This is a genomic window from Streptomyces sp. NPDC001532, assembly GCF_040298625.1.
Lineage (GTDB): Bacteria > Actinomycetota > Actinomycetes > Streptomycetales > Streptomycetaceae > Streptomyces.
In genome coordinates this window covers 52,039-68,320 of record NZ_JBEPAL010000034.1, presented here as the reverse complement: position 1 = coordinate 68,320, position 16,282 = coordinate 52,039, and the positions used below count along the sequence as shown (strand labels likewise).

Here is a 16,282-nt window from a genome sequence, read left to right as displayed (position 1 = left end):
GTTGTCGACGAGATCGTCAACAACCTCGGTAAGGGTAGCCTAAGCTAACCACATGTCGATCGGAATATGTCACCTCCCCGGCCCCGAAGCCCCACCCGACGAGGGCGGCGGGACGCTGAAGTCCCGTGGCCGGGCCGCCGTACGGACGGCAGGGCTGCTGCTCGGGCTGCTGCTGCTGGCCGCCGCGATCGCCCTCTCCCTGGCCGTCGGCACCCAGCACATCCCGCTCGACCAGATCCGGTCGGCGCTGCTCTCCCCGGCCGGCACCGAGAACGACGCGATCGTGCGGGAGCTGAGAGTGCCCCGCACCCTCATCGGCATCGCCGTGGGTGCCGCCCTCGGCCTCGCCGGCGCCGTCATGCAGACCCTGACCCGCAATCCGCTCGGCGACCCCGGCCTGCTCGGCGTCAACGCGGGTGCCGCCGCCGCCGTCGTCACCGCGATCGGCGTCCTCGGCATCACCTCGTTCACCGGCTACCTGTGGTTCGCGCTGGCCGGCGCGGGCGTCGCCGGAGCCGTCGTGCACGCCCTCGGCGGCGCCCGGCACGCCACCCCGGTACGCCTCGCGCTCGCCGGAACCGCCGTCAACGCCGCCCTGTTCGGCTACGTCAACGGCCTCCAGCTGTGGCGGCTGAGCACCCTCGACGAGATGCGCCACTGGTCGGTGGGCACCCTCGCCGGACGCGACATCGACCTGCTCCGGACCGCACTGCCGCTGCTGGCCGGCGGCGCGCTCCTCGCGTTCGCGCTGGCCCGCCCGCTCGGCGCGCTCTCCCTGGGCGAGGACCACGCCCGCGCCCTCGGCGCCGACGTCCGGCGCACCCGCGCCCTGTCGCTGCTCGCCGTCACGCTGCTGTGCGGCGGCGCCACCGCCCTGTGCGGCCCGATCGGCTTCATCGGCCTGATGGTTCCGCACGCGGCCCGCACCTTCTGCGGCCCCGACCCTCGCTGGCTGCTGCCCTACTGCGCGCTCTACGCCCCGGTGCTGCTGCTCGTCTCGGACGTCATCGGCCGGATCGTCGTGCCGCCCTCCGAGATCGAGGTCGGCACGGTCACCGCCTTCCTCGGCGGCCTGCTCTTCATCCACCTGGTGCGGCGACGCAAGGCGGCCCGGCTGTGACCCTCACCGACGACCGCCCCGTCACCCGGCCGGGCCTGCTGCGCACCGGCCGCTGGTCGCTGCGGTACGACCCCCGCGCCCTGCTGGTCTGCGCGGCCCTCGCGCTCCTGGCCGCCTGTGTCACGGTGCTGACGCTCGGCACCGGCGGCTACGCGCTGTCGCCCGCCGAGGTCCTCGCCACCTTCACCGGAGACGGGCCGCCCGGCGCCGAGTTCATCGTGCTGGACCTGCGGCTGCCCCGCGCCCTGGTCGCGCTGCTGGTCGGCTTCGCGATGGGCATGGCGGGCGCGGTGTTCCAGTCGATCACCCGCAATCCGCTGGGCAGCCCCGACATCACCGGCTTCGGCAACGGCGCCTCCGCGGGCGCGCTGGTCGCGATCATCCTGCTCGACGCCGGTGCCGCCCAGACGGCGCTCGGCGCGGTGTGCGGCGGCTTCGCCACCGCGGCCGCCGTCTATCTGCTGGCGTGGCAGCGGGGCGTGCAGGGCTACCGGCTGGTGCTGGTCGGCATCGGCGCCTCCGCCGTGCTCGGCGCGGCGACCAGCTACCTGTACGTGCGCGCCGACATCGGCAAGGCGGCCCAGGCGGCGAGCTGGATGATCGGCTCGCTCAACGCCCGCGACTGGACCGACGTACGCATCGCCGCGCTCGGCCTGATCGCCCTGGTCCCTGTCGTGCTCGGGTACGCCCGCCGGCTCGGGCTGCTGGAGATGGGCGACGACACCGCCGCCGCGCTCGGGGTGGCGCCCGAGCGCAGCCGGCTGGTGCTGCTGTGCGCGGGCACCGGACTGACCGCGATGGCGGTGGCCGCGGCCGGCCCGATCCCGTTCGTCGCCATGGCCGCCCCGCAGCTGGCCCGCCGGATCAGCCGCGCGCCGGGACCCAACGTCCTGCCCGCCGCCTGGACGGGCGCGCTGCTCGTGGCCTCGGCCGACCTGGTCACCCAGCGCGTCACCGGCTCGGCGCTGCTCCCGGTCGGTGTCATGACCGGTGTGGCGGGCGGTGTGTATCTGGCCTGGCTGCTGCGCGGGGAGCGCCGGTCGGGGCGGGTGTGACCCCGGCGCCACTTACTTGAGTCAGGCAATGAGATGGTAAAATCGAGGCCATGCCCACCCCGCCGCTCCCCGACGTCCCCGCGTCCCCCGAAGTCGCCGAGATCGAGCGTGCGTTCAGCCGCGTCACCTACCTCGGCACCCGCGCCCGGCAGCACGAGCGGCTGATGGCCGTCGCCGACGTCCCACTGGACCGTGCCGCCGTGGCGCTGCTGCGCCAGATCGCCGACACCGAGCCGCTGCGCCCCGGAGAGCTGGCCCAGCGGCTCGGTGTCGAGGCCTCGCACGTCACCCGCACCGTGCAGCAGCTCGAGAAGGCCGGATACGTCACCCGCGTCCCCGACCCCGACGACCGGCGCGCCCAGCGCATCCGGCTCACCGAGGCGGGCCGGCGGGCCATCGACCGGATCCGGCAGGCGGGCGCCCGCGGCATACAGCTGGCCCTCGCCCACTGGTCGCCCGAGGACCTGGGCCGACTGGCGACACTGTTCCACCGCATGGTCGACGACTTCCTGGCCCACGCCGCCGAGGAGGAGCCGGAACCGAGGCCGACGGACTGACCGGACCATGGGTCCTGGGACCGGCTGCCGGGCTCCCGCTGCCTCCCCGCCCGCCTCACGGCTCGGTCAGCCCGCGCAGCAGCAGGACACCTAGGGCGGGCAGCGCGATCAGCGGGAGCAGGGCGAGTCGCAGGGACGTCGCGTCGGCCAGCGCGCCCAGTGCCGGTGTGGCGAGGCCTCCGACGCTCATGGTCAGCCCCAGCGTGACCCCGCTCGCGGTGCCCATCCGTCCCGGCAGGTAGTCCTGTCCGAGCGTGATGTGCAGGGCGAACGGCACGTACAGTCCGGCCGAGGCGAGCGCGACGAACGCGTACACCGCCGGGCCCGGCACCCAGATCACCCCGGCCACCGCGGGCACGGTCAGCGCGTACGACCACCGCAGCACCGCGGGCCGCCCGTACCGCCCGGCGAGCCGGCCCCCGGCCACCGTCCCTGCCGCGCCCCCGGCGTACAGCACCAACAGGGCGGCCGTACCGGCGACTTCACCGCCGTCGGTGCGCTGGCGGACGTACAGGGCGACGAAGGTGCTCAGACCCAGGAACACCACCGAGCGGCACACCACCGCGCCCGACAGCCGCAGGAACGACGGCCAGTCGTCCCGGCTGCCGCCGCCGCTCGCTCCGGCACGGGCCTCCGCCCGCGCCCTGCCGCCCACCGGGCGCAGTGCCGCCGCGCACAGCACCGCCCCGGCCAGCGCCGGAGCCGCCAGCAGGGGAGTGGCCCTCAGACCGCCGGTGGCGACGACCGCCCAGACCAGCAGCGGAGCGAGCGCGAAACCGAGGTTGCCGCCGAGCGAGAACCAGCCCATCGCCGTATGGCTGCCCCGCGCCGCCAGCCGGGCCAGCCGGGCGGCCTCCGGGTGATAGGCGGCGACGCCCACCCCCGACAGCGCGACCGCCGCCAGCGTGGCCGCGTACGAGTCCCCGAGGCCGCTCAGCGCCACCCCGGCACCGCCCGCCAGGGCCGCGAGCGGCAGCAGCCACGGCAGCGCCCACCGGTCGGTGAGTGCCCCGAACAGCGGCTGCACCACCGACGACAGCAGGGACGCGGCCAGCACGACACCCGAGGCGGCGGCATAGGTGTAGGCCCGCTCGGCGACGAAGTACGGCACCAGCGCGGCGACGGCGCCCTGGTAGACGTCCACACAGGCGTGCCCCAGGGACATCAGCGCGATCGGGCGGGAGCGGGAGGAAGCCGGTGGTCCAGCCGGTCGCACGGTCTCTTGTTCGGTCACCCGGCGATCCTCACCGCCGCCGGCCCTGTCGCGCTTTCGATAAACTGCCCGATCGTGCCGGACATCCGCCATACGCCGACCGCGCCCACCCGAGCCCAGCGGCTGGCCGCCGGCGACCACATCGACGCGCACCGGCACGACGACCACCAGATCGTCTACGCCGGCTCCGGCGTTCTCGCCGTCACCACCGACGCCGGCACCTGGTTCGCACCCGGCACCCGCGCCATCTGGGTGCCCGCCGGCACCGTCCACGCCCACCGCGCCCACGGCGCCCTGGAGTTGCACCTCGTCGGACTGCCCGCCGACGACAACCCGCTCGGCCTCGACGCCCCCACCGTGCTCACCGTCGGCCCGCTGCTGCGCGAACTCATCCGCGCCTACACCCGCGACCCCGAGGACACCGGCCCCGAACGCCGGCGGCTGCTCGCCGTGCTGCGCGACCAACTGCGCGCCTCCCCGCAGCACCCCCTCGTCCTGCCCACTCCCGCCGACCCACGGCTGGCCGCCGTCTGCGCCCTGGCGCACGCCGACCCCGCCGAACCCCGCACCCTCGCCGCCCTCGGCGCCGCCACCGGCACCGGCGAACGCACCCTCAGCCGCCTGTTCCGCAGCGAGTTCGGCATGACCTTCCCGCAGTGGCGCACCCAGTCCCGGCTCTACCACGCGCTGCGGATGCTCGCCGACGGCCTGCCCGTCACCACCGTCGCCCACCGCTGCGGCTGGTCCTCCGCCAGCGCCTTCATCGAGGTCTTCCGGCGCTCCTTCGGCCACACCCCCGGCAGCCACCACCGCCCGGCCTGAAACCGGGAGCCGGGGCGGCGGCGGCCCGCGCATTACCGTCCGGTAGCATCCGGCGGCAGCCCCCACCGAGGAGGAACCGTGTCCCGGTCCGAACGCTCGCCCCTGCTGCTCGCCGGCCTCCTGGCCGTCGCCGGCGCCGCCCACTTCGCGGCGCCACGCCAGTTCGACGCCATCGTCCCGCGCTCCCTGCCGGGCGAGCCGAGGGCGTGGACGCAGGCCAGCGGAGTCGCCGAACTCGCGCTCGCCGCGGGACTGGCACTGCCGAAGACCCGCAAGGCCGCCGCCCTGGCCACCGCCGCCTTCTTCGTCGGCGTGTTCCCCGCCAACGTGAAGATGGCCGTCGACTGGCGCAACCGCCCCACCCACCTCAAGGCCGCCGCCTACGGACGACTGCCGCTCCAGGTGCCCCTCGTGCTGTGGGCCCGCAGCGTCGCCAAGAACGCGGAGGGACGCTCATGAGCGGCCGCCCGGCCGTCGGCGACCGCGTCGACGACTTCGAGCTGCCCGACGAGACCGGCGCCCTCCGCAGTCTGACCGGATACCTCGCCGAAGGACCGGTGGTGCTGTTCTTCTACCCCGCCGCCCTCACCCCCGGCTGCACCGCGGAGGCCTGCCACTTCCGTGACCTGGCCGCCGAGTTCGCCGCCGTCGGCGCCCGGCCGGTCGGCGTCAGCGGCGACTCCGTCGAACGCCAGCAGGAGTTCGCCGGCCGGCACACCCTCGGCATCCCGCTGCTGTCCGACACCGACGGCGCCGTGCGTGAACGCTTCGGGGTCAAGCGCGGCTTCTCGCTGGCGCCGACCAAGCGGGTCACGTTCGTCATCGGGCAGGACCGCACGGTCCTGGAGGCCGTCCACAGCGAACTGCGCATGAACACCCACGCCGACCGCGCCCTCGCCGCCCTCCGCGCCCACCGGGGCTGACCCCGGACGGCGGCGCCCCGGCCGTGCCGCCCGGTGACCTCGCCGGACGGCACGGCACGAGACGGAGAGCACGGCTCCGCACGGCACGGCGGGGCACGAGACGGAAAGCACGGCTCCGCACGGCACGGCGGGGCACGAGACGGAACAGCACGGCTCCGCACGGCACGGCGGGGCACGAGACGGACAGCACGGCTCCGCACGGCACGGCACGAGACGGAACAGCACGGCTCCGCACGGCACGGCGGGGCACGAGACGGACAGCACGGCTCCGCACGGCACGGCCCCCGGCCCGGCGCGATACTGGATGCCATGCGGCTGCCCGCCAAGGCCTGCGTCACCGTCTGTCTGCTCCTGACGGCCGCCGTCGGCTGCGCGGACGAGGACGGTGCCGCCCCCCGCCCCACCGCGACGGCGGCGCCCGCCGGCACCCGGCCCAGCGCCACCCCGCAACCGCCCGACCCGGTCTCGATCCCCGGTCTCGTCGCCCGCGAGCACCACGGCTTTGGCCTCCGGCTCGGTACCGTCCTGGCCCGCACCGACGCCTACACCTCGTACGCCATCACCTACGAGGCGAACGGACTGACCATCTCGGGCCTGCTGAACATCCCCGAGGGCGACGGTCCCTTCCCCGCCCTCGTCCTGGCGCACGGCTACATCGACCCCGCCGTCTACACCACCGGCCGCGGACTCACCCGCGAGCAGGACCTGCTGGCCCGCAACGGCTACGCCGTCCTGCACACCGACTACCGCAACCACGCCCGCTCCGACGACGACCCCGGCAACGACGTCGGCCTCCGTCTCGGCTACACCGAGGACGTCATCGCCGCCGTCAAGGCCCTGCGCTCCGCAGGCCGCCCGGAGATCGACGGCGAGCGGATCGGCCTGCTCGGGCGGTCGATGGGCGGCGGGGTCGTCTACAACACGCTGGTCGTCGCGCCCGGCCTGGTCGACGCCGCGGTGGTGTACGCCCCGGTCAGCGGCCGTCCGGCGGAGAACATCGACCGCTTCCAGCGTCCCGACGGCGACCCGGTCGTCGCCGAGATCGAGGCCGCCCACGGCACCCCCGAGAGCGACCCGGAGTTCTGGCGGGAGGTCTCGCCCCTCACCTACGTCGACCGGGTCACCGAGCCGCTGCTGATCCACCACGGCACAGCCGACGACACCTGCCCGCCGAAGTGGTCGCGGCAGACCGCCGCCGCGTTCGAGGCGGCGGGCAAGGACGTCCGGCTGGACACCTACCCGGGCGAGGGACACACGTTCTCCTTCCGCTGGCGGGACTCCATGGACACCACCATGGAGTTCTTCGACCGCCACCTGACCTGACGCAGGCCCATCGGCCCGCGCCCTCCGACACCCACCACCCCGCCTCCGGGGCCCTGTCGCCACCACCGGCGAACGCTGACACGATCTCCCCCGGAACCGATACGGACGACCGACGGAGCGTGTATGACCACGGACAGGACCAGCCGGCGGACCGCGGGGGTCGAGGTGAACCCGGTCGCCGGGCACATCGGCGCCGAGATCACCGGTGTCGACCTGGCAGACGACCTCGACGACACCCAGGTCGCGGCGATCCGGGCGGCGGTGCTGCGCTGGAAGGTGGTGTTCTTCCGCGACCAGAAGCTGGACCACGCGGCCCATGTCGCGTTCGCCCGCCGCTTCGGTGCACCGGTGGTGCCACGGCGGCGCGGCTCGGCGTCGCCGCCGGACGTCCCCGAGATCGAGACGACCGCCGACCGGCTGGAGCTCGGCGGCCGGTTCGGGATGGACCACGACGAGTGGCTGAGCCGCCGCCGGCACACCCTGCTGCGCGGCTGGCACTGCGACCACGGCGCCCGTGTCGACCCGCCCGCCGCGACGATCCTGCGCGCCGAGACCGTACCGCCGTACGGCGGCGACACCACCTGGTCCAACCTGGCGGCGGCCTACGCCGGACTCTCCGCGCCCGTCCGGGACTTCGTGTCCGGCCTGCGCGCCGAGCACCGCCTGGGCGTCGGCTACCAGCCGCGCCCCGGCGACGACGCCTACGTCCGCCACCTCCTGGACCACCAGATCGCCACCGTCCACCCGCTGGTGCGCGTCCACCCGGAGACGGGCGAGCGGATCCTGTACGTCAACGGCTACTACGTCGAGCAGATCGCCGACGTCTCCCGCGCGGAGAGCGCCCACCTGCTGGAGCTGCTGCTGGAGCAGGCCACCCGCCCCGAGTACACCGTCCGCTTCCGCTGGGAGCCCGGCAGCGTCGCCTTCTGGGACAACCGCGCCACCATCCACCTCGCTCCGAGCGACAACGCACACCTCGACTTCCCCCGCACCATGCACCGGGTGATGCTCGCCGGTGACGTCCCGGTCGGCGTGGACGGCACCCCGTCCCGGGCGATCACCGGGAGCGAGCCGGGCCGCTGGTGAGCGAGCCGGGGCCGCCGGGCGCGGTACGGCGGACTCAGACCAGCGGGATCGTCACCTCGTCCTCCACCGGCGGTTCGGTCTCCTGGGCGCGGTTGCCGGTCGCCGCGTGGCAGCGGATGCGCAGGGAGACCGGGGTGACGTCGACACGGAGGAAGGACTTGAAGAACGGCGGGCTGTAGGTGACCGAGCCGGGGGAGAGGAGGTCGGTGTACATCCGGCGCACCGGAAGGCGTACGCGGGTCCCGCGCTCGGGGCGGCGGTCGGTGCCGAGCAGGGTGGCGACCAGGCGCATGCGGCGGGTGACGCGGACCGGTGCGCCGGGCGCGCGGGCCGGGCGGATGCCGAGCCGCTCGGCGACGACGGCCGTGGCCTCGTCCTCGGTGAGGCGGAAGAAGCGGCGCAGGCGCAACCGGCGGCCGTAGAGGGCGCTGTAGAAGGCCAGGGAGTCACCGCGCAGCGGGTAGCAGCGGAAGTCGTCCTCGGCCACGTTCGCCACCTCCACCCGCGGGATGGTGTGGGTGGCGTGCGTGAACGCCCCGCCGCCGCCCGAGACGACGTACTGGATGGTCCGGTCCCCGTCCTCCCCGTCCACCCGCACGGGATAGCGCTGGTAGTTGTGGATGTCGCCGCCGATCGCCGCGACGTAGCGGTGCGCGGGGTCCCGGACGATCTCGTCGACCGTGCCTCCGCCCTCGATGGCGCAGGGATGGTGCTGCCCGTCGACGTACAGCGGCCGTCCGGTGATGAGGACCTTGGGGCGCGGGTCGCGGGAGACCTCCCGCAGCCACGCCCCCTGCTCGGCGTCGATCGTGCCCAGCAGTCCGGTGTCGATGCCGACGATCCGCACCGGCCCGGCGTCGATCGCCCAGTAGGGGCCCGGCTGGGAGGCCTGCTGAGCGGGCGCGGAGCGCAGCTCGCGGGCCTCGGCGAGGCGTGCCTCGTCGATCGGCTCCGGCCGGTGCCAGAGCAGGGAGCGCAGCCAGGCGCGGGTGAACGGGCGCGGCCGGGGCTCGGGCGGCAGCGGCGGGGCGTCGTCGCAGAAGACGCGCATGAAGCCGTCCAGGTCCTCGTACCAGTCGTGGTTGCCGGGGACGGCGTAGATCGGTGCCTGGTAGTCCTGGTAGGGGCGGAAGAACTTGTCGCCGTAGTCGCCTGCGCTGCCGACCGGGTAGATGACGTCGCTGGCGATGATCGCGAACCGCGTGTCCCGGCCCGCCTCGAGCAGGCCGGGCACCACCGCGTACTGCGGCTCGGTGCCCTCCCCGGTGTCGCCGGCGACCAGGAACGAGAAGTGGTCCGGGTCGTCGCGCCGGATCACCTTGTCCGCGGGCGCCCCGGCCGCCGTCCGCTGCGCCACCCAGCGGCGGCGGGTGCGGCCGGTGGGATCGCCGAACCAGGACGCCAGCGTCCCGTTGCGGGCGGGCCACATCGTCCTCGGACTGAGCCACGACAGCTTCTCGACCCGGTTCGGCACGAGACGCGCGTACGTGCCGGGTTCGGTCGCGCCCCAGCCGGCTCCCGCGGCGGTTTCACGTGAGGATTCAGACACCCATGCATCGTATGGTCGAATGATCGGAACGGCGCGAGATGGGGTCCGGCCCCGGTCTCGCGCCGCCGTGCGCCGGATCGGTCAGCTGAACGGATCGAGCGTCAGATAGGCCTGCCGCGGGCTGCCGTCGTGGACCAGCGACTCGTGGTGACCGACGTCGTCGAAGGCGAACGCGTACGCCTTCCCGTCGGCCATCCGCTCATGGATGACCCGCGCGTAGTGGTTGGTCACGCCGTCCTTGTAGAACGCGGCCGACGAGGTGTCCGGCTGGTTGGGGTTGGTGAGCAGCGTGGACCGGTTGAAGCCCGCGCACAGGGTGCGGGAGATCGGTCCGCGCACCTGGTCGTTGGGCGCGTCCAGGAGCTTGTGGCAGCCGAAGACGCTGTCGGCGTCCGGCTTCTGGAAGCTGGTCACGACCGCCCCGGACGTGTTGGTGAAGTTCATGACGCCGCCCGACACCCGGCCCGTGTACTTGATCTCCGGCCGGTCCGCGAACGGTGTGACCGTCAGCGGTGTCGTCGCGTACTTCTGCCACACGCGGTTGATGTAGTCGTCCATCACGGACGCCGGGATCTTCCCGGTGCCCACGCCGTGCGCCGGGGAGAGGGCCCGCAGCACGGTGCCGTCGGAGCGCGTCTGGATCAGCCCGCCCCAGCCGCCGGACTGGGCCCGCAGCGCGGCGAACACCCCGTTGTAGCCGCCCGCGTTGAGCCGCCCGGTGCTCGCCGTGGACCCGTCGGCGCGCTGCACGCCGACCGCGTACGGCGCCGAGAACATGTCGACCTGGGTGCTGTTGAGCCACAGCCCGGAGTCGTTCAGCGTGTACTCGGACCAGTTGAACAGGATGTCGTGGTTCGGGTCGCTCGGGTTCTGCACGGCCGGCTGCACCAGGCCGCCGGTGGCGAGCCGGAAGTCGAGCTTGCGGCCGTAGGAGAAGTAGATGCGGCCGGAGAGCTTGGGTATCTGGATGGTCTTCGACTGGCCGGCGGCGGGGCCGGGGATCGAGGCGTCCGGGGCCGGCACGGGCGGGACGTTGCCGGCCGGCCACGGGTGGAAGGTGCCGGCGGCGTCGGCCCAGCCCTGCTGACCGGTCGTCAGCGAGGTGCCGAGGACGTAGAGGTGGATCGCGTCGCCGCGGCCCGAGTTGTTGGTGATCTTCAAGGGGATGGTCGCGGGTACCGCGGCCTCGGCGGTCTGCGGTGCTCCGAGGCCGAGCAGGGCACCGAGCAGGGCCGCGGCGACGGCCGCGGCTGACAACCGGCGGTGTCTGAGGGATGCGAGCATGCGTCACCTCCGTGGGGGAGTGCTGTGGGGAGTGGCTGGACCGGGTGCGCGGGGAGCGCTTGCGGCAGGGAGTGGGGGTTGGTCCGGACCAGCTCTGAGAGCGCTCTCAGATTCGCGCGGCGTCGCGCACATGTCAATGCATGGGACGCGACGGAACGCGTGACGCAGGTGCGGGTACCTCAGAACGTACGGTCGAGCAGATCGAGCAGCGCCGCCCAGTGCCGCCGGTCGCCCTCCGCGTGGTAGGCGGCCGTGTCCGCCTGCGTGAAGCCGTGCTCCGCGCCCGCGTAGACCTCGCAGCGGTGCCGGACCCCGGCCTCGGTCAGCGCCTTCTCCAGCCGCTCGATCTGCTCCGGCGGCAGGGCCGGGTCGTCGTCGGCGTGCCCGAAGTACAGCTCGGCGGTGATGCGGTCGGCGAGCAGGTGCGGGCTGTCCGGCGTGTCGTCCGCGAGCCGGGCCCCGTGGAACCCTGCGACCGCCGCGACCCGCTCCGGGTGACTGCCCGCCGCGTACAGTGCGAGCCGGGCGCCCATGCAGTAACCGACCAGCGCGACCGGGCCGTCCGCCGCGGCCGGGCAGTCAGCGAGGTACCGCAGCCAGGCGTCGGCGTCCCGCATGGCCGGCTCCGGGGTGAGCTGGTGGATCAGCGGGCCGATGTGCCGGAACAGCTCCGGCCGTGACGCGTCGTCGATGAACTCGGGCAGCTCCACGACCGGGGCCCGCCCGACGCGGTAGAACGCGTTGGGCACCAGGACCGTGTATCCGGCGGCGGCCAGCCGGTCGGCCATCGACCGCAGCCCCGGCCGCAGCCCGAAGGCGTCCATGAAGAGCAGCACGGCCGGACGGGGGCCGCCGTCGCGCGGGTGGACGAGATAGGCGTCGGCGGTGCCGTCCTCGGTGCGGATGTCGACGGCGGTTCCCTGTACGGCGGTCATGATGTGCGTGCGCCTCTCTGCGATGCCGGGAGAGGGCCCGTCGGCCCGACGGGCCCCGTGACGGCCATCGTGGCACGGTGCGACCGCGCCGCCGCGACCGCCCCCGCGGCTACTCGAACCGGGTGGTGTCACCCGCTCCGCGCCGGACGATCTCCGCCTCGCCGCCCGAGAAGTCGATCACCGTCGTCGGCTCGGTGCCGCACTCGCCGGAGTCGACCACCGCGTCCACCACGTGGTCGAGCCGGTCCTTGATCTCCCAGCCCTGGGTCAGCGGCTCCTCCTCGTCGGGCAGCAGCAGGGTGCTCGACAGCAGCGGCTCGCCCAGTTCGGCGAGGAGGGACTGGGTGACGACATGGTCGGGGATGCGCACGCCGACGGTCTTCTTCTTGGGGTGCATCAGGGCGCGCGGCACCTCCTTCGTCGCGGGCAGGATGAAGGTGTAACTGCCGGGCGTGGACGCCTTGATCGCACGGAAGACGTCCTTGTCCACCCGGACGAACTGGCCGAGCTGTGCGAAGTCCTCGCACACCAGCGTGAAGTGGTGCCGGTCGTCGAGCCGGCGGATGGAACGGATCCGGTCCACCCCGTCCCGGCTGCCGATCCGGCAGCCCAGCGCATAGCACGAGTCCGTGGGGTACGCGATGAGCGCACCCGAGCGGATGCCGTCGGCGATCTGCGTGATGGTGCGCGGCTGGGGGTTGTCAGGGTGCACGTCGTAGTACTTCGCCATCCGCCGAGCTTATGCCGTGCTGTCCGGCCGGGCGCTCAGGCCGGGCGCTCAGGCCGGTCCGCGACGCCGACGGGCGCCCGGCCCGCCGCGGTGGCCGACTTCCGCCAGCGGCCTCGCCGACTGCACGGAGTCCGGTCCGTGGGACGGCGCCCCGGAGATCACCCCGCCGGTGCTCTGCTACGACAGGCCGGCGACGACGCGGCACCGCGCCGTCACCGGCACCGTCGCCACCACCGGCGTTGTCGCCGTCAGCGTCGCCGTCAACGTCGTCGAGGAGGTCCCGATCGTCAGTGTCACGCGGTCCCGCTCCAGCGCGGCTCGAGGGTCACCCGAGCGCGCTCCGCACGATCGTCGTCCGGGACGACGCCACGACGACGACCCGACGACGACGCCCCCGAGACGACGACCCCACGACGACGACCCCACGACGACGACCCCACGACGACGACCCCACCGACCGTCCGTTCCGAGACCGATACGGAGTTCTCGTGTCCAAGCCCGTCCTGCAGATCATCGTCGCCGGCACGCGTCCCTCCGAGGCCGGTGCCTCGGTGGGTGCCTGGATCGCCGAAACCGCCCGCACGCACGGCGGCTTCGAGGTCGAGGTCGTCGACCTGGCCGAGGTGGATCTGCCGCTCTGCCACGAGCCGCACGGTCCGTCGGCCGGTGAGTACGTCCATGAGCACACCCGGCGGTGGAGCGCCCGGGTACGGCGCGCCAACGCGTTCGTGCTGGTCACGCCCGAGTACAACGACGGCTACCCGGCCGCGCTGAAGAACGCCCTCGACCACCTGAACCGCGAGTGGTGGTACAAGGCGGTGAGTTTCGTGTCGTTCGGCGGTGTCTCCGGGGGGCTGCGCGCGGTCCAGCAGCTCCGGCAGGTGGTGGGGGTGCTGCGGATGGTGCCGGTCGCCGACGCGGTGTCGGTCCCGTTCGTCGACCGGCACATCGACGCGGAGGGGGCGTTCCGCAGCAGCGGCACGATCGAGGCCTCGGCGAAGAAGATGCTGGACGAGCTGCGGATGGTCGGCACGCCGCTGATCCCGTTGCAGAGCGCCGTCCTGGAGGGCTGACACGGCCTGCGCCTGCGCCTGCTCCTCTGTTCGCGGCCCTGCCCTGTCCTCGTCCTTGTCCCCGCCGGTTTGACTTAGGTATGAAGCGATACCTATTCTTTCTGTCATGCCCGACACCAGCGCAGCCGCCCAGCGCATCGACCGCGTGGCCTCCGAGCTCGCGGCCGGCCTGCCCGCGCTGTACCGGGCACTGGACCGGCGGGTCGGCGGGGACTTCCCCCACCCGAAGCCGCCGGAGGGCCAGCTGATGCTGCTGCGCTTCGTCGCGCAGCAGGAGGGCTGCACCGTCCGCGAGGCCGCCGAGGCCCTGCTGATGAAGCCGAACAACGTCAGCGCCCTGGTCTCCCAGCTGACCGAGCGAGGCCTGCTGGAGCGCCGGCCGGACAGCGACGACAAGCGCGTCGCCCACCTCCACCTCACCGCGACCTCCCGACGCCGTCTGGCCGAGGTCCGCGCCCTGGAGACCTCCCACCTCGCCGAGGCGCTGGCCTCCCTCACCGACGGCGAACTGGACGCCCTCGGTTCCGCCACGGGCGCGCTCACGTCGCTGGCCCGTCACCTCCACACCGCGCCCGCCGCGACCCGCTGACGGCCGCCCTCCCCACCGGGAGGGCGACACCGCGCACCGGGCCGACGGCCCTTCGCCGCGTTCGTGGTTCCCGCCCGCCGTACCGGCCCACCGGCGTGCCCGTACGGCGGACAACGGTCCGCACAGGCCGCTCACCGGCCCGGCGCGCGCCGGCACTCCTCCGCTCCACACAGACTCCGCACACCCCGTACGGACGTCCGCACACCCCGTACGGACCTCCGCACACCTCGCGCAGACCTCCCGTACAGACCTCCGCACACCCCGAACAGACAAGGCTTCTCCATGCCCTCCACCGCCGTGGACCACTCCGGCGTACCCGAATCCACCGCGCCGCGGACGCCGGCCAAGGGCCGGCTGCGGTCCAACCCCTGGCTCACCCTGTGCGCCGTCGCGTTCGGCCTGTTCATGGTCCAGCTCGACGCGTCCGTCGTCGCGATCGCCAACCCCGAGATCGGCCGGGACCTCGACGCCTCCAGCGCCGAACTCCAGTGGGTGACCAACGCCTACCTGCTCGCGCTCGCCGCCACCCTCATCCTCGGCGGCAAGCTCGGCGACCGCTTCGGCCGCCGCACCTACTACCTCGTCGGCGTCGTCGGCTTCACCGTCGCCTCGGTCGCCATCGGCCTGTCCGGCTCCATCGAGGGCGTCATCGTCTTCCGCGCCCTCCAGGGCGTCTTCGGCGGCCTGCTGATGCCCAACACCCTCGGGCTGCTGCGCGCGGTCTTCCCGCCGCGCAGGTTCGGCATGGCGGTCGGCATCTGGGCCATGGTCTCGGCGGTCTCCACCGCCCTCGGCCCCATCGTCGGCGGCCTGCTGGTGGAGCACGTCAGCTGGGAGTCGGTCTTCTACATCAACGCGCCGATCGGTGTCGTCGCGCTGCTCTTCAGCGCCCTGGTGCTGCCGCAGTCCAAGAACTCCACCGGGCGGCACCGGTTCGACGTCCCCGGCGTGATCCTGCTCGCCCTCGGCCTGCTCGCCGTCGTCTTCGGCGTGGTCAAGGGCGAGACCTGGGGCTGGACCTCGGCCGGCACCCTGGGCGCCGTCCTCGCCGGTGTGCTGATCCTGCTCGTCTTCGGCTGGTACGAGACCCGAGTCGAGCACCCGCTGCTGCCGATGCGGTTGTTCCGCAACCGCGCGCTGACGGTCGGTGCCGTCATCACCGCGCTGAACTTCTTCGTGCTGCTCGGCGTGATCTTCTTCGTCATGCTCTACCTGCAGAACGTGCGCGGCTACACCCCCGTCGAGGCCGGTGTGCGCACCCTGCCGCTGAGCCTGGCCTCCCTGGTCGCCTCCCCGCTGGGCGCCGCCCTGACCCAGCGGCTGGGCGCCCGCGTCACCATGCCGCTCGGCATGCTCCTCCAGGCCGCCGCCTGCTTCGGCCTGCTGACCTGGTCCACCGACTCCTCCTACGCCACCATGTGGCCGCCGTTCATCGCGCTCGGCCTCGGCGTCGGCATGGTGCTCTCCGCCTCCTCCGACGCGATCGTCGGCAACGCCCCGGTGCAGGACGGCGGTGTGGCGGGCGGCCTTCAGGCCACCACGCTCCAGATCGGCGGCGCGCTCGGCACCTCCGTGCTGGTCTCGGTCATCAGCTCCAGGGTCGGCTCGACCCTGAACGGCGAACTCACCGGCGCCGGCGTTCCGGCCGCGCTGGCCGGGAAGCTCCAGGAGGCCAAGGACGCGGTGGCGATGGGTGTCGCCCCGGTCTCCGGCGACATGCCGGCCCAGCTGCGGGCGGCGGTCGTCGAGGGCAGCGGCGCGGCCTTCATGAACGGCGTGCACTCGGCCGTGGTGGTCACCGGCGTGCTCTGCCTCGTCGGCGCGGTCGTGGCCGCCGCCGGGCTGCGCGAGGGCGGAGCGCCCAAGCGGCACTGATCGCGCCGCAGCTGACGGCAGGTCGGGAACGGGCGGCGGCGCCCCCGAGCCATCGGGGGCGCCGCCGCCGCGTCGGTGGTACGGCTCCGGTGCGGTACCGTCCGAAGGACGAGCCAGGACAGCACGACGAGCGACACGAGGAGCAGCC

16 protein-coding genes are annotated in these 16,282 nt (G+C 73.6%); 11 read left to right on the top strand and 5 right to left on the bottom strand.

Annotated elements, in window-relative coordinates; translation table 11 throughout:
* Window positions 1–52: 52 nt before the first annotated feature.
* Genes ABT232_RS27230 through ABT232_RS27220 form a run of 3 tightly spaced genes read left to right on the top strand, consistent with a single transcriptional unit; the run spans window position 53 to window position 2,732 of the window.
* Window positions 53–1,120 (top strand): FecCD family ABC transporter permease, encoded by a 1,068-nt coding sequence (locus ABT232_RS27230; RefSeq protein ID WP_351844503.1) that lies wholly within the window; start codon window positions 53–55, stop codon window positions 1,118–1,120.
* Window positions 1,117–2,175: a FecCD family ABC transporter permease gene (locus tag ABT232_RS27225; protein ID WP_351844501.1), complete on the top strand. Its 1,059-nt coding sequence runs from the start codon at window positions 1,117–1,119 to the stop codon at window positions 2,173–2,175. Before ABT232_RS27230 ends, ABT232_RS27225 begins: the two co-directional genes overlap by 4 nt.
* Before the next feature lie 50 nt (window positions 2,176–2,225).
* Window positions 2,226–2,732: a MarR family winged helix-turn-helix transcriptional regulator gene (locus ABT232_RS27220; protein WP_351844499.1), complete on the top strand. Its 507-nt coding sequence runs from the start codon at window positions 2,226–2,228 to the stop codon at window positions 2,730–2,732.
* 55 nt (window positions 2,733–2,787) lie between these two features.
* Here ABT232_RS27220 and ABT232_RS27215 read toward each other — a convergent pair whose 3' ends face one another.
* A complete protein-coding gene (locus ABT232_RS27215) occupies window positions 2,788–3,897 on the bottom strand; it encodes an MFS transporter (protein ID WP_351844497.1) in 1,110 nt (369 codons plus the stop codon).
* Between the two features lie 123 nt (window positions 3,898–4,020).
* Here ABT232_RS27215 and ABT232_RS27210 point away from each other — a divergent pair, with 123 nt between their 5' ends.
* The 5 genes from ABT232_RS27210 to ABT232_RS27190 all read left to right on the top strand — a co-directional run bounded on the left by ABT232_RS27210 (window position 4,021) and on the right by ABT232_RS27190 (window position 8,099).
* Window positions 4,021–4,767: an AraC family transcriptional regulator gene (locus ABT232_RS27210; RefSeq protein WP_351844495.1), complete on the top strand. Its 747-nt coding sequence runs from the start codon at window positions 4,021–4,023 to the stop codon at window positions 4,765–4,767.
* A 78-nt stretch (window positions 4,768–4,845) separates the two neighbouring features.
* Window positions 4,846–5,226: a DoxX family protein gene (locus ABT232_RS27205; RefSeq protein WP_351844493.1), complete on the top strand. Its 381-nt coding sequence runs from the start codon at window positions 4,846–4,848 to the stop codon at window positions 5,224–5,226.
* Window positions 5,223–5,690: a peroxiredoxin gene (locus tag ABT232_RS27200; RefSeq protein ID WP_351844491.1), complete on the top strand. Its 468-nt coding sequence runs from the start codon at window positions 5,223–5,225 to the stop codon at window positions 5,688–5,690. Before ABT232_RS27205 ends, ABT232_RS27200 begins: the two co-directional genes overlap by 4 nt.
* A 309-nt stretch (window positions 5,691–5,999) precedes the next feature.
* Entirely contained in the window at window positions 6,000–7,013 is a 1,014-nt protein-coding gene (locus ABT232_RS27195) for an alpha/beta hydrolase family protein (RefSeq protein ID WP_351844489.1), read from the top strand.
* A 123-nt stretch (window positions 7,014–7,136) separates the two neighbouring features.
* Window positions 7,137–8,099: a TauD/TfdA dioxygenase family protein gene (locus ABT232_RS27190; RefSeq protein WP_351844487.1), complete on the top strand. Its 963-nt coding sequence runs from the start codon at window positions 7,137–7,139 to the stop codon at window positions 8,097–8,099.
* A 34-nt stretch (window positions 8,100–8,133) separates the two neighbouring features.
* Here the strand turns inward: ABT232_RS27190 and ABT232_RS27185 are convergent, their stop codons facing one another.
* The 4 genes from ABT232_RS27185 to ABT232_RS27170 all read right to left on the bottom strand — a co-directional run bounded on the left by ABT232_RS27185 (window position 8,134) and on the right by ABT232_RS27170 (window position 12,597).
* Window positions 8,134–9,648 carry a metallophosphoesterase family protein gene (locus ABT232_RS27185; RefSeq protein WP_351844485.1) on the bottom strand — a complete coding sequence of 505 codons (1,515 nt, stop codon included), beginning with the start codon at window positions 9,646–9,648 and terminating at the stop codon, window positions 8,134–8,136.
* Window positions 9,649–9,729: 81 nt separating this feature from the next.
* Entirely contained in the window at window positions 9,730–10,932 is a 1,203-nt protein-coding gene (locus tag ABT232_RS27180; protein ID WP_351844483.1) for a glycoside hydrolase family 64 protein, read from the bottom strand.
* 179 nt (window positions 10,933–11,111) lie between these two features.
* The gene (locus ABT232_RS27175) at window positions 11,112–11,867 is read right to left on the bottom strand and encodes a dienelactone hydrolase family protein (RefSeq protein ID WP_351844481.1); all 756 of its coding nucleotides are present in this window, start codon (window positions 11,865–11,867) and stop codon (window positions 11,112–11,114) included.
* Between the two features lie 109 nt (window positions 11,868–11,976).
* Window positions 11,977–12,597, bottom strand: a complete 621-nt coding sequence (locus tag ABT232_RS27170; protein ID WP_351844479.1) for an L-threonylcarbamoyladenylate synthase — start codon at window positions 12,595–12,597, stop codon at window positions 11,977–11,979.
* Window positions 12,598–13,085: 488 nt separating this feature from the next.
* On the opposite strand from ABT232_RS27170, the gene ABT232_RS27165 reads away from it, so the two are divergent.
* From ABT232_RS27165 to ABT232_RS27155, 3 genes are all read left to right on the top strand, one after another.
* Entirely contained in the window at window positions 13,086–13,670 is a 585-nt protein-coding gene (locus ABT232_RS27165) for an NADPH-dependent FMN reductase (protein WP_351844477.1), read from the top strand.
* Between the two features lie 106 nt (window positions 13,671–13,776).
* A complete protein-coding gene (locus tag ABT232_RS27160; RefSeq protein WP_351844475.1) occupies window positions 13,777–14,259 on the top strand; it encodes a MarR family winged helix-turn-helix transcriptional regulator in 483 nt (160 codons plus the stop codon).
* Between the two features lie 282 nt (window positions 14,260–14,541).
* The gene (locus ABT232_RS27155; protein WP_351844473.1) at window positions 14,542–16,134 is read left to right on the top strand and encodes an MFS transporter; all 1,593 of its coding nucleotides are present in this window, start codon (window positions 14,542–14,544) and stop codon (window positions 16,132–16,134) included.
* Window positions 16,135–16,282 lie beyond the last annotated feature (148 nt).